Source organism: Nostoc sp. PCC 9305 (assembly GCF_963920915.1).
Taxonomy (GTDB): domain Bacteria; phylum Cyanobacteriota; class Cyanobacteriia; order Cyanobacteriales; family Nostocaceae; genus Nostoc.
In genome coordinates this window covers 23,606-36,473 of the sequence record NZ_CAWUDN010000006.1, presented here as the reverse complement: position 1 = coordinate 36,473, position 12,868 = coordinate 23,606, and the positions used below count along the sequence as shown (strand labels likewise).

9 protein-coding genes are annotated in these 12,868 nt (G+C 45.0%); 1 reads left to right on the top strand and 8 read right to left on the bottom strand.

Going from position 1 to position 12,868, the window contains the following annotated elements; translation table 11 throughout:
• Nucleotides 1-81: 81 nt before the first annotated feature.
• The 6 genes from ACM0OX_RS03880 to ACM0OX_RS03855 all read right to left on the bottom strand — a co-directional run bounded on the left by ACM0OX_RS03880 (nucleotide 82) and on the right by ACM0OX_RS03855 (nucleotide 8,528).
• Nucleotides 82-702 carry a low-complexity tail membrane protein gene (locus tag ACM0OX_RS03880; protein WP_414513217.1) on the bottom strand — a complete coding sequence of 207 codons (621 nt, stop codon included), beginning with the start codon at nucleotides 700-702 and terminating at the stop codon, nucleotides 82-84.
• 105 nt (nucleotides 703-807) lie between these two features.
• Nucleotides 808-3,969 carry a translation initiation factor IF-2 gene (gene infB, locus ACM0OX_RS03875; RefSeq protein ID WP_414513216.1) on the bottom strand — a complete coding sequence of 1,054 codons (3,162 nt, stop codon included), beginning with the start codon at nucleotides 3,967-3,969 and terminating at the stop codon, nucleotides 808-810.
• 479 nt (nucleotides 3,970-4,448) lie between these two features.
• On the bottom strand, nucleotides 4,449-4,718 hold the full coding sequence (locus ACM0OX_RS03870; RefSeq protein WP_194042652.1) for a YlxR family protein: 270 nt from the start codon (nucleotides 4,716-4,718) through the stop codon (nucleotides 4,449-4,451).
• Between the two features lie 134 nt (nucleotides 4,719-4,852).
• The gene (gene nusA / locus ACM0OX_RS03865; RefSeq protein WP_414513213.1) at nucleotides 4,853-6,139 is read right to left on the bottom strand and encodes a transcription termination factor NusA; all 1,287 of its coding nucleotides are present in this window, start codon (nucleotides 6,137-6,139) and stop codon (nucleotides 4,853-4,855) included.
• A 241-nt stretch (nucleotides 6,140-6,380) separates the two neighbouring features.
• Entirely contained in the window at nucleotides 6,381-6,842 is a 462-nt protein-coding gene (rimP, locus tag ACM0OX_RS03860) for a ribosome maturation factor RimP (RefSeq protein WP_414513211.1), read from the bottom strand.
• A 237-nt stretch (nucleotides 6,843-7,079) separates the two neighbouring features.
• On the bottom strand, nucleotides 7,080-8,528 hold the full coding sequence (locus ACM0OX_RS03855; RefSeq protein WP_414513209.1) for a hypothetical protein: 1,449 nt from the start codon (nucleotides 8,526-8,528) through the stop codon (nucleotides 7,080-7,082).
• Nucleotides 8,529-9,057: 529 nt separating this feature from the next.
• On the opposite strand from ACM0OX_RS03855, the gene ACM0OX_RS03850 reads away from it, so the two are divergent.
• Nucleotides 9,058-9,735 (top strand): peptidoglycan-binding protein, encoded by a 678-nt coding sequence (locus ACM0OX_RS03850; protein ID WP_414513207.1) that lies wholly within the window; start codon nucleotides 9,058-9,060, stop codon nucleotides 9,733-9,735.
• A 35-nt stretch (nucleotides 9,736-9,770) separates the two neighbouring features.
• On the opposite strand, the gene ACM0OX_RS03845 is transcribed toward ACM0OX_RS03850, so the two are convergent.
• Together ACM0OX_RS03845 and ACM0OX_RS03840 are read right to left on the bottom strand one after the other, a co-directional pair.
• Entirely contained in the window at nucleotides 9,771-10,664 is an 894-nt protein-coding gene (locus ACM0OX_RS03845; RefSeq protein ID WP_414513205.1) for an SDH family Clp fold serine proteinase, read from the bottom strand.
• Nucleotides 10,665-10,769: 105 nt separating this feature from the next.
• Nucleotides 10,770-12,671, bottom strand: a complete 1,902-nt coding sequence (locus ACM0OX_RS03840; RefSeq protein ID WP_414513203.1) for a protein kinase domain-containing protein — start codon at nucleotides 12,669-12,671, stop codon at nucleotides 10,770-10,772.
• Between the last annotated feature and the right edge of the window lie 197 nt (nucleotides 12,672-12,868).

Here is a 12,868-nt window from a genome sequence, read left to right as displayed (position 1 = left end):
CCCCCTGCCTCCCCTGCTCCCCCTGCTCCTCTGCTACTTATTTGTAGCCCTTTAAAGTTAAATAATATACTTCACGGGCTGCTACGAATCTGTATTGATCTTAAACAAGGATTGTAATAATCGAGGCACGATTTGATTAACTCGCACCCCTAAAATTGTGAAATCTTGCTTAATCTTTTCTAAAGATAATGGTTCTATGCCAGCAAATTCTGTGTCATTAGTCACCAAAACTCGCATTACACTCACAGGTATTTGTAAAAATAGATTGCCACCCAAAAATGCTAATCCCGCCAGCACTAGTGCAAGGCTGCGCCATTGTGGGAGAAATTTCGCTGAATTTGCTACTAATGGGGCAATTTGGTAAAGATACCACAGTATCCCAACCGACAATACTGCTGCCACCAATGCCAGGATACGATTTAATTTTGTATTAATTAAACAGAGAATTTTTCGCTGCCGCTCAGTCAGATTTTCTGGTTTTTGGGCTATTCCTAAAAGAGCAAATATATAAAAAGGGCGACGCAACTGCATCCATAGCAGGGGCAGAACACCAATGGCGGCAACTAACAATAGCTCCATCCAAACTGGTAAAAATGGCTCGCCTACAGACAAGAACAATAAGCAGAGTACTAAAAAAACAGGCAACGTCGCTAATCCAGCGACGTGAATCCACAAAATAGGTTCAGAGCGAAATGAATGCATATTATAAAAAGTTGTGAGTTAAGAGTTAGGAGTTAGGAATTAGCAGCCTTTAACTCCCAGCTCCTAATTTATCACTCCTAACTTCTAACCATTTTACCCTTAACACTACCTTGTTAAGGTGAGAGTGCGGCGCTTCGTAACCATCTGATAGGATTCGATGATGTCACCTTCAACCCAATCATTGAATTTATCTATGCCGACACCGCATTCATAACCGGCGTTGACCTCACGGGCATCTTCTTTCATCCGTTTTAGGGAATCAAGGACGCCTTCAAAGATCACCTTACCGTTGCGTCGTACTCTGACTTTGCAGTTGCGAACTAGCTTGCCAGATTGAACGTAGCAACCGGCAACCGCACCACGACCGACTGGGAAGACGGCACGGACTTCGGTTTGACCCAAGGGTTCTTCCACCAACTCTGGTTCCAAAAGACCTTCCAAGGCATCTTGGATATCTTCTAGGAGTTTGTAGATGACGTTATATTCCCGGACATCGACACCTGCTTCATCGGCGGCTTGTCTAGCGCCACTGGCAAAGGTGGTGTTGAAGCCGATAATTACAGCGTTACTGGCAGCGGCCAAATCAATATCTGTCTCGGTGATTTCCCCAGCAGTAGCCAACAACATCCGAATTTGGACTTCGTTTTGCGGGATTTGCTTGAGCGCTCCCACAATGGCTTCTACCGAACCTTGTACGTCTCCTTTCAAGATCAAGTTGAGTTCTTTCAACTCGCCTTCTTGTGCTTGAGCCGACAGGGTTGTGAGGGTAACACGTCCCTGTAACAGGCGGGATAGGCGTTGTCTGTCTGCGCGATCGCTAGCGAGTGCTCTGGCTTCTTTTTCGTTCTGGAAGACCTCGAACTCGTCGCCGGCTGCTGGCACATCACTTAAACCTAGTACCTCGACAGCAAAGGAAGGAGAAGCAATGTCTACTCTCTTACTTCTGTCATCCACCATCGCCCGAACTTTACCAAAGGCCGAGCCAGCTACCAATATATCTCCCACATGCAGGGTGCCATTCTGAATTAGCAGGGTAGCAACTGCTCCCTTAGCTTTATCTAGATGTGCTTCAATGACAGTTCCTTTGGCGTTACGATCTGGGTTGGCAGATAGTTCTGCAACCTCTGCTACCAACAGAATCATCTCTAAGAGCGTATCCAGATTTTCACCTCTGATGGCGCTCACGGGAACCATGATTGTCTCACCGCCCCAGTCTTCTGATGTCAGACCATACTGGGTAAGTTCTTGTTTAACCCGCTCTGGCTGTGCCCCTTCTTTATCAATTTTGTTGATTGCAACTACAATTGGTACTCCCGCTGCTTGGGCGTGGCTAATGGCTTCAATGGTTTGGGGACGGACACCATCATCAGCAGCCACTACTAAGACGGCAATGTCTGTTACTCGCGCTCCTCGTGCCCGCATAGCCGTAAAGGCTTCGTGACCAGGAGTATCGAGGAAGACTATCTGCTGAGGTTTGCCCTCATGTTCCAAATCTACATGGTATGCACCAATGTGTTGAGTAATACCGCCAGCTTCGCCAGCAGCCACTTTGGTTTTGCGAATTGAGTCGAGCAGAGTTGTTTTACCGTGGTCTACGTGACCCATAATTGTCACGACTGGCGGACGGCGGTGGAGATATTCTTGGTCTTCTGCACCGACCATTTCCGTGATTTTCCGAGCTTCTGCTTCTCGTTCGACGGTTTCAACTTCTATTTCTAGTTCTTTTCCTACCAGGGTAATTGTGGGAATATCTAGATTTTGAGTGATACTCACCGCCATACCTTTCAGGAACAGGATTTTGACAATCTCTGTATCGGCAACACCTAATACGTCAGACAGTTCTTGCACTGTCAATGGCCCTGTGATCGTCACTTTTTCGGGGCGATCGCGTTTTGTCTCGGCTTCTTGGCGACGGTTTTGGTGATGGTCGCGCCCACCAGATTTGGAACCAGACCTAGAACCAGACTTTCTGGCTCTTGCAGTTGGGGCGCTAGCAAGGGTTGCACCTGGCATCTGTACCGGTCGAGTCGCTTTCGGTTTGGGAGGACGAGCGATAGAAAGGCTGACTTGGACTGTGGCTGGTGAATCTATATCGTCATCATCCAGCAAATCTTCTTCAAACTCATCATCAAGTATGGGTTTGATCCGCTTGCCTTTGACGCCAGCTTTTGCCTTCTCTTTAACTTCGTCAATTATTTCCTCTTCTACCCACTTTTTGCCGCCTTTGGTTGGTCGAGGCGGACTTGGGCGTTTCAAATCCAGGAGATCCGGTGTGACTGGTTCATCACCCAATCCTTGAGATTTGCCCGCTATGCCTGACATCTGTCTTGGTGGAGTAGCGATTGGCATTGCGGCTGCTACTGCTTCACCTGGACGTGCCGGTCTGGGTCTTTGTCCCTCTCCCAGTTGTGATGGTGCAGATGGTCTATTGCCTCTCTGCTCTGGTCTGCTGGGTGCAGGGGTAGGACGACTTGTCCTTTGTGGCGCACCTGGTGCAGACTGGTCTGTTGGCAGTTTAGCGACTCTTGGCTTAATTTGCTCGCGATCGCCTTCTGCGGGACGTAGCCGTTGGTCGCGTTTGAGGATCGGTTTATCTGCCTGAGATACTGGCTGCTCATCTACCACCTGGGCAACTTCTGCCTCGGGTCTGGCTGGAGGAGCAACTAGTTGTGGTTTGATCGGTTTTTCCGATTTCGGTCTCGGCGGAACTGTTTTTTCCGGTTTTTGGGATGCTATTTTCTCCGGTGCCGGATTTGGATTAGGCGTTTGTTCCAAGTCAGCGATCGGAGGTTGCTCTTGAGTCTCAGATTGAGTCCGGGGCACAGGTCGAGATGGTGCTGCCGGTTTCAGAGGTGAGACTGGTGTAGCGAAAGGCCGTGGAGGAGAGGGAGGATTAGCTTCAGACAAGGCAGCTTGGGTATTGTTAGCAAGTGACGCCTCTGGGGCGTTGGGAGTAGTATTTCTCAATATTTTGGGTTTGCGTATTTCCAAAATTTGCTGTTTGTGGGGTGCAGCAGGTCGGTTACGTCCGCCGTTGGGTGGTGAATTTGGCTTATGGCTGGTTGTACCTAGTTCCTTTTTGGCAGACACACTCGTAGCTGCAAGCTTTTCTGCTGCCGCCCGGATGTTTTCTGCCTCGGATTCTGAAATTGTGCTGCTATGGCTTTTGACCGCAATATCGAGCTGGTCGCAAATTGCTAGTAGCTCTTTGTTATCCAAATTCAATTCCTTTGATAATTCATAAATTCTAACTTTGCCGTTGGTCATCCACTCTTCCCCTTTAATTTACAGTTTTAGCGGATGGTTGCCTGGTTTGCGACATCTCCATCCTTGGATTACTGTTTTTAGACTGCCGTTCAGTTTTTGCCGGTGCCTCCAATCAGGAAAGAGAGATGTTTCGGTTTAATAATGGCATCCCCACCAGGAATGATGGTTGAGGGATACCCATAAAAATTTCTTAAATAAAAGATTTTTATAGGAACCCTTGACGCCGAACTGCGCCTGAGCGCTACCAGGTTGCCATTTTGGAGTTTCTTGTTTTGTTGATTCTGAGTCTTCCACAACACAATCGATTACATCTTGTTCTGGGAATGTTGCCTCGCCCCTCGTTATTGGAGAGCCGAATGCCTTTTACACCCATTTACTATTTTGCCACTAACCTTAACGATCGACGGGGAGTGTGATGAAAGCGCGACTTCGGCTTTCGACACAATTCCTCTAATGATTACGTCACAAAGTTGTTCCAACTAAATTTGGTTTTGGGTATTACTGCGGGCTAGACGTTGCGACAAGCTTTGGTACAGTGCTTCTGGCACTGATGCATGTAGCGATCGCCCTAGTCGATTTTTTTTTTGAGCCGCTTGTAAGCAACTCGTTTCTGGACAAATATAGGCAGAACGCCCCATGCCCTGATCCAATTGTACCTTTCCATCGGGAAAGACGCGGACAATCCGCCAAAACTCATCTTTTGAGCCTACTTTACGACAGCTAATACAGCGCCGATAATTTGGTTTCATCGGTTCTTTGCGATCTCAGTCCAGGATAATGGAAGTAAAAAGAAGTTTATTATTACTATTTTTTACTTATACCAAGTAGCTTTTGAGACTGAGACTACAATCTTACAGTATCAAAACTTTACAAAATTAATCAATTATTCATCATCGTTATTATCAAAACTATCTTCCTCTTCTAATTCGTTCTGATTTTCATCCTCGAATTCTTCTTCATATTCAAGCTCGTCTTCTTCTGATTCCTCTGATTGATATTTTGTTCTGACTGCTGCAAATTTGGTATCCTCTGCTGCATAGTCATACTTAGCTTTGTCTTTGATGTCTATTTTCCAGCCAGTCAGACGGGCTGCCAAACGGACGTTTTGCCCTTCCTTACCAATGGCCAAACTCAATTGATCTTCAGCTACAAGTACGTGAGTTTGACGCGATTCTGGGTCCATTAAGCGTACTTCATCTACCCGTGCTGGACTTAAGGCATTAGCAATGTATGTTGCTGGGTCTGGCGACCAGCGAATTACATCTATTTTTTCACCGCGTAATTCGTTGACTACCACTTGAATTCGCGATCCCCTGGCTCCAATACAAGCGCCTACTGGGTCTACATCGCGATCGAGAGTATCTACTGCTATTTTAGTCCGGGGGCCGACATAACGGGAAGGGGGGTTAGCCTCCCTCGCTACGGCAACAATCCGTACCACTTCATCTTCAATTTCTGGGACTTCGTTGGCGAAAAGATAAACTACCAAACCAGCATCAGCACGAGACACAAGCAACTGTGGCCCTCGTTGCTGACCTTGGGAGACTTTTTTCAGATATACCTTGAAGGTGGCATTTGCCCGATAATTATCGTTGGGTAGCTGTTCCCGCTTCGGTAATTCGGCTTCTACTTCTGGCTGACCAAAATTACTGGTGACTGCCAAAACCACTGATTGCCGCTCAAACCGCAGGACTCTTGCTTGCAGGACTGTTCCTTCTAAATCTTGGAACTCTTCTTGCACCATCTGGCGCTGTTGATCCCGTAATTTTTGCGCCAATACTTGCTTGGTTTGCATCGCCGCCATCCGACCAAATTCTCCTTGGTCGGGGGTAACATCCAGCACCACAGAGTCCCCTAACTGTGCTTCGGGAGCGACTTGTTGAACTTCGTCTAGGGAAATTTGGTGGTCTGTGTTATCTACTTCTTCGACAATAGTTTTGGTGGAAAGAACGCGAAATCCTTCTCCTTCAATATCGAGTTCTACTTCAAAATTTTCAAAATAATCTTCGTCAAACTGTCTGCGCTCTAAATTTTGGGCGCGGCGATAACGTTCATAGCCTTTGAGTAGGGCTTCTCTAATCGCTGATTGAACTGCAAGCCGGGGTAAATTGCGATCGCGACTTATACTTTCAATTAATTCTTTTAATCCAGGTAAAGTAACCATTGACATAAGCAATCTCCTTTAAAAATTAGGAACTAGAGACTGGGCGTTGGGCGTTGGGCATTGGGCATTGGGCATTGGGAAGAGGACAAGGTGACAAGGAGAATTGGGGACAAGGGGAAAAACTTGTTGCAAGTTCTCACCTCTTGTCACCTTCTCACCTTGTCACCTTGTCACCCTTGCTCCTCTGCTCCTCTGCTCCTCTGCCCCTCCAATACCTAGTCCCTAGCCTCTAGCCTTAGTAACTTGTTTATCGGCGCTCTTCTAACTGCACCTTAGTAATTAGGGAGCGGGGAATTTCGACTACACGACCTTTTTGGTTTAAGTAAAGTGCTGTCTCATCCCGACGAATCAACAGACCAATCCACTCTTGTTGTCCGTCGTAAGGGGGCGTTGTGGAGATAATGACAGGAAATCCTTTAAAGGAAATAAACTCCCTGTCTGTTACCAGTTGCCGCGAAATACCAGGACTAGACACTTCCAAGACGTATTTATCTGGAACGATTTCCGCAGCATCTAAGGAGGCTTCTAAAGCACGGCTCATCCTCTCACAATCGTTCAACCCAGTGTCTTGCTCAGGATTGCGAATGTCTACCCGCAACACTGGTGGACTTTGGTTGGTATGAAAAACCACGCCAACCACTTCCAATCCCAGTTCTTCTGCCACTGGTGTCGCCAAGTCAATAATTTGTAGAACTAAAGGATGAGCCATGAGAGAATTCAATAAAAAAAGTGGGCATCGACCCACTTCCTGCGATAGGTATATCTTCCAAGAAGTCTTGTGACGAACCAAATGATGATTCGCCTAATTCGAGTTTAGCGCATTTCTTTTATAGTCGTGCATTGGCATTGAGCATTGGGCATGGGGCACTTGTACTGAGCGAAGCCGAAGTATTGGTTATTCTTCTTGTCCCTTCATCTCCCCTGCTCGCCTGCCCCTCTGCTCTCCCTACCCTTCCCGTATTTTTGGGAGAGTAGCGCCTTTATCTACTACTACGGGAACTGATACTTGTGTTCTTAGCTGCCGGGTTTGCTCGATAATTTGGTCTATATCTTCTTGGGATAAACGCTGGACGTAGTTGAGTTTGATTTCCTCTAAGAAGTCAAAAAGTAAACTCTGAATTTCTGAGAGTACATGTTTTTCCTTGATTTGAGATCCCAATACCTTGGTGAAGCTTTCTACTAATTGACTGGTAAGTTTTGCTCCTACAGGGTCTTCAACAGCGCTAACTAAAGTTTTGTAAAGATTAGTTGTGATTTGGGTTGCTAGTTGTTCGCTTAACTGGGTTTGAGCCTGTCCCACGCCAGGGAGATTCTGGAGGTTGCGGTAGACGGGGACTTGATGGAAGACGGTTTCAATGTTGTGGCGCAGAATGGCAACGATCGCAGGTTGGATATCAGGTAGCACTTGGTAGACAATTGTTTTTATTAGAAGACCTGCGATCGCTTCCACTTCATTCACATTATTAATATCTATGTAGGGACGTAAATTTTCTTGTTGCGAGAGCCAGCTTGTCAATTCACCCCGCTGAATTGAACCCTGAACCTGATTAATCACCCTCACCACGACAATTTCTGTGAGTTCTTCGGCAAAATTAGCGACAATCCCCTGATTAAGTTGCTTTCGTACTGGATGCAGATTCAATAACTGCGCTTGATCGAGGCGAATTAATACAGCTATGATTCGCAACCCTCGCCAAAATGGCAGTAGTAAAAATAAATCGTACCAACGCCACAATAGTGCTTCTAACCAGCTAAAACCAGGATGTTGGCGTTTGAGCAAGAAGGTGCGCCCCAGCAATTCTACGCCAAATAAAATCACAAAAAGTAAGTCAATAATCCAGAATTTATCAATAAAATCGCCATTTTCCCCGATTTGGCGGTAGTAGTTACTGGCGATCAAAGGGCGGATGCTTTTGTTAAAAAAATTAATTTCTTCAAGCCAGCTATTTTGTGATAAGTGCGGCTGACTCCAAAAAGTAGCGAAGGACTGTTTTGCAGATTCTTTGCGAATGTGCGATCGCATCCTTTGTTTGATTTTCTCCAGAGTCCCACTCTTATTAGCTCCCGCAAACGGGTTACTGTCAATCATCTCGCTGCTAAGACGACTTATTTGTATTAGCCTGCTATTTACCTGAGGCGACTGTAACCCTGTTTGCCTAACTTGTTCCTCTAATGCGTCTACTGTTTCTAGATAACTTTTTGTATCTCGATGACTTTCAATACCTTTGATTGGGTCATAAATCTTAGTAATTTGAGGAACTTTTCGCAAGTAGAAATCTCGCCAAGGTACGTAACTTAAATCAAACAAAACTAAACTTAAATTTACGGTGGCAGTAATTGCCATAAATCTTTCAAACCAAAGATTACGCTGCTTAGAAGATTTTATATTTCTCATTTTTTGTAATATATGATACTTGTTTGGGTGTTTAAAACATAAACTTTTTCATTTTTATTAATTTTCAGCCCTTTCTAACCAATTACAGCAATTTCCAGTCGAGTAGACCCAGTAGAAGGGCGCATTTGTCGATGGGTGTCAACTTCAGCCCAAAACAAAACCCCTTTAAAACCTCTTTTCCAACCATAGGTTAGAAATACTCCACATTGCAGCACAGCCACAGGTCGAGAGACTGCCTTTCACCTTAAGCTGACACCAATGCACAGATGTGCGTTACACGGCAATTTAGTGTTAAAAGGGTGTATTCGATTCAAATGATAAAATAACCGCTATATCTCTGCCAACATAAGATCATTCTTTTGATAGATGACACAAATTATTTTCTAAATTTTTACCTAAATTTAACAAAAAAAAATCACAACTTGTTCAAAATTCATTAAATAATCGTGAAAAAAGTTATTAAACAAACTTAAAATGCAGCTGTTAACGTTTATGATCCTGCTGATTTAACCCAAAGGAGTTTTTAAGTATGTGGTGTGGGTTTGGAAAATCAAGCGCAACCTTTGCTGTTACTTGCCTGATGACTGCTAGTTTAGTAATTGCAGACACAGGTTTTGCAGCTCCTCAAAAAAGTTATACGCCCCAGCAATTCCGTGAGGTGTTACGGGGATTAGGCTATAACGTCAAGGTAACAAATACTGCTTTGACAGACGAGGAAACTAAAAAGGCAATTCGAGAATTTCAGACTGGTTATAAGCTAAAACCTGTTGATGGCATAGCAGGGCCAAAAACCCAAGATTTTGCTGCTAACATCGTTCAAATTCTGCACAGAAATTTGAATGCAGTGGTGAAGCCAAATCCTCCCCTGCCGCGCGATCATTTTTATGGTTCCCGCACGGAAGAAGTGGTGAAGGAGTATCAGAAGAAATATCAGTTGCAAGAAACTGGAATTGCTAACTTAGCACTCCGCCAAAAGCTGAATGAAGAAGCAAAGACACTCTTCAGCCAGCCGACAACTAAACCAACAACTAAGCCGACAACTAAGCCGACAACTAAACCAACAGCTAAACCAACAGCTACACCAACAGCTACACCGACAGCTACACCAACAGCTACACCGACAGCTACACCAACAGCTACACCGACAGCTACACCGACAGCTACACCAACAGCTACACCAACAGCTACACCAACAGCTACACCCTAGTCCCCACAAAAAACTCCTACCCCAAAACTAGCCTCTCAGGTCATCTGATTTGGTTCCTCTAAGGGTCTGCCCTTGGGTGTAGGTAGAATTGGACGAAGATCGTTGTAAGGCATAGGAATGTACTGCACGCTGGGTCGTCCTCCTTGTGGCTGTGGGTACAGATCCATGAGATCGTAAATAGAATGGGGCAGTCCGACGGTTACGGGCAGCCCCATTTCTGTTGCTTCTTCAATAGTGATGGGATAGTCGTGGGTGACGCGCCCAGTTGTCAAGGCTTCGATAATCGGTTCGATATTTTCTGGCAGAACTTTTTGTTTAGGTATACTGTCTTTTAGCAAAGTTCGTACAAACCGCTGTACCTGCTGAATTGCTTTGCGTGAGAGGTCAGCCATAATTAGGGTTTGGTCATCAATCTCACTCATGGGTTTATCTTCAACTACTTTTAGGATACTGGCTGCGGGGTAATTACCCAGTTGGGGATCAACTGGCCCTAAGACAGCGTTAGCATCCATAATAATTTCATCAGAGGCGAGGGCAAGCATTGTACCGCCACTCATAGCATAGTGGGGTACAAAAACTGTGACTTTTGCTTGGTGGCGAATTAATGCTCTGGCGATTTGTTCGGTAGCTAAAACCAAACCGCCAGGGGTGTGCAAAATTAAGTCAATTGCTACATCTGGCGGTGTGAGGCGAATTGCTCGCAATATTTGTTCTGAGTCTTCAATAGTAATGTAGCGAGATAGGGGAATTCCCAAAAAGCTAATGGACTCTTGGCGGTGAATCAGTAAAATCACCCGACTTTTACGTTCCTGCTGGAACTGTTGTAAAGCACGCAAGCGCCGATATTCTATTTGACGTTTTTGCCAAAGGGGTTGCAAAGAAGTCAGAAGGAGGAAAATCCAGAATAAATCACCAATACCAAAGCCCATATAATTTATTTTTGTTCAAAAATAACGGTTGCCGTCATTATTGTTACAAATTTGAGGCGATCGCAGTTCTATCTGTAGATTTATAGAAAAATTACGAATTATTTACTACCCCCTTCGCCAAATTTTAATAGTGTCGTCATCACTACCGCTAACTAGGGTTTGGCCATCGGGACTGAAAGCAACACATCTAACATAGTTGGAATGCCCTGTAAGTGTGCTGATTTCTCTACCAGTGTGTATATGCCACAGTTTGATAGTGTTGTCCCAACTGCCACTAGCGAGAAATTGTCCATCCTGGCTAAAAGCGACTGACCAAACTGAATCAGAATGACCTGTGAGAGTACGAATTTCTCTGCCTGTATTTACATGCCAGAGTTTAATTGTGTTGTCACCACTGCCACTGGCGATTATTTCCCCATTTTTGCTGAAGGCGATACAGTTGACAAAGAAAGAATGGCCTGTAAGTGTGTAAATGTTTCTGCCTGTGTATACTTGCCACAGTTTAATAGTGTAATCATTACTGCCACTAGCCACTAGTTGTCTATCCTGGCTATTGGTTGCAGGCGTTCTTGGAGAGTAAGCAACTGACGAAACTGGGTCGGAATGACCTGTGAAAGTTTGGATTTCTATGCCTGTGTTTACCTGCCACAGTTTGATTGTGCAGTCAGCGCTACCGCTAGCTAGAAACTTGCTATCTGGACTAAAAGTGACGGAATTCACCCAATTAGCATGACCAGTAAGAGTACGAATTTCTTTACCTGTATTGACATCCCACAATTTGATTGTATTATCCCAACTGCCGCTAGCTAAGATTCCCCGGTTCAGGTCTGCAACTCCCGCAGATTTGCCGGACTCGCCTTGATAAGAAAGGTTTGAAGAGATTGGGCTAAAGGCGACGGAATGAACCATACTGGAATGACTAGAAGACCAACGACCTAGTTGGCGCACTAACTTGCCAGTACCGACTTGCCAAAGTTTGATGGTCTTGTCATTACTGCCACTAGCAATAAATTGCCCGTCTGGGCTAATGGCGATCGCATGAACCATACTAGAATGACCTTTGAGGGTCTGTACACATTGCCAGTTCTGCCGATCTAATACAACAGGTATAGGTATAGGTACAGGTAGTTTCAGTCTAGGCGTTATCACTAAAGTAGATGATATTTTAGTTATATCTTCCCCAGTATCAGGGTTCAATAAATCCAACCACTCTTGCACAGACTGGGGACGATACGTTGACTCCAGATCCATGCCGCACATAATAGCTTGATTTACCCTGTTGCTGATCTTGGGATTAAAATATTGTGGTGGTTCTAAATTGATATTGTGACGTCTATCATCTGCACTAGTTGGTACAACTGCGGTAAGCAAGTTATACAAAGTAGCGGCTAGGGCGTAAATATCAATGTATTCTCCTCGCGGCGCTTCTGATTCATACTGTTCAGGTGGGGCAAAACCAGGAGTACGATACACTGTATGCCTTTGGATCATATTAGGAACAAATTCTCTAGCGATGCCAAAGTCTATCAGCACTGCTTCTAATTTATCAATGCGGATCATGATGTTGCGTGGTTTGAGATCCCGATGCAACAGTCCTTTAGAATGGATTAGGGTCAAAGCATCGCCAATTTGCCGGATGTACAGTAGTGCTTCTGCCTCTGATAGCACCCCTATTCGCCTCAAGCGCTGTGCTAAGTCTTCCCCTTCGATGTAATCCATCACCATGCAGGGCAAATTCCCCTCATCAAAGATGGTTTCTATCTGTACTATATGAGGATGGTGGCACACAGCCAGCCGAACTGCTTCATCACGAAAGTCTTGCCGTAACTTGTTTCGGTGGAGTATCCAGGCGGGGTGATTCAGGATTTCTTCTTTGAGGGTTTTAATCACTCGCTGTTGATTTCGTTGATTTCTGGCAAGATAAGTAATGCCAATTCCGCCTTCACCTAATTGGCCTTCAATAATGTAGCGTCCCCCGAATAAAGACTTTCCTGCATTCCACACCATTAGTAATATTTGACAATTGCTGGTATTTATTTTGGCAAGGTATCAGAACAGCCAACACGAATTTTTGGGAATTCCATTTGAATCGCTGTCGTAGCTTTTTTGCACATAGGTTACTTAGAGAACATTTTCATTAACCTCAATAATTACTAATAGTATAAAGTTTGGATATACCCTCATAGTTTTGGCTAAACCATGCC

Excerpts from the sequence above, each read along its gene's own strand:
- ACM0OX_RS03880 (WP_414513217.1), bottom strand. The coding sequence starts at position 702 with ATGCATTCATTTCGCTCTGAACCTATTTTGTGGATTCACGTCGCTGGA.
- infB (WP_414513216.1), bottom strand. The coding sequence starts at position 3,969 with ATGACCAACGGCAAAGTTAGAATTTATGAATTATCAAAGGAATTGAAT.
- ACM0OX_RS03870 (WP_194042652.1), bottom strand. The coding sequence starts at position 4,718 with ATGAAACCAAATTATCGGCGCTGTATTAGCTGTCGTAAAGTAGGCTCA.
- nusA (WP_414513213.1), bottom strand. The coding sequence starts at position 6,139 with ATGTCAATGGTTACTTTACCTGGATTAAAAGAATTAATTGAAAGTATA.
- rimP (WP_414513211.1), bottom strand. The coding sequence starts at position 6,842 with ATGGCTCATCCTTTAGTTCTACAAATTATTGACTTGGCGACACCAGTG.
- ACM0OX_RS03855 (WP_414513209.1), bottom strand. The coding sequence starts at position 8,528 with ATGAGAAATATAAAATCTTCTAAGCAGCGTAATCTTTGGTTTGAAAGA.
- ACM0OX_RS03850 (WP_414513207.1), top strand. The coding sequence starts at position 9,058 with ATGTGGTGTGGGTTTGGAAAATCAAGCGCAACCTTTGCTGTTACTTGC.
- ACM0OX_RS03845 (WP_414513205.1), bottom strand. The coding sequence starts at position 10,664 with ATGGGCTTTGGTATTGGTGATTTATTCTGGATTTTCCTCCTTCTGACT.
- ACM0OX_RS03840 (WP_414513203.1), bottom strand. The coding sequence starts at position 12,671 with ATGGTGTGGAATGCAGGAAAGTCTTTATTCGGGGGACGCTACATTATT.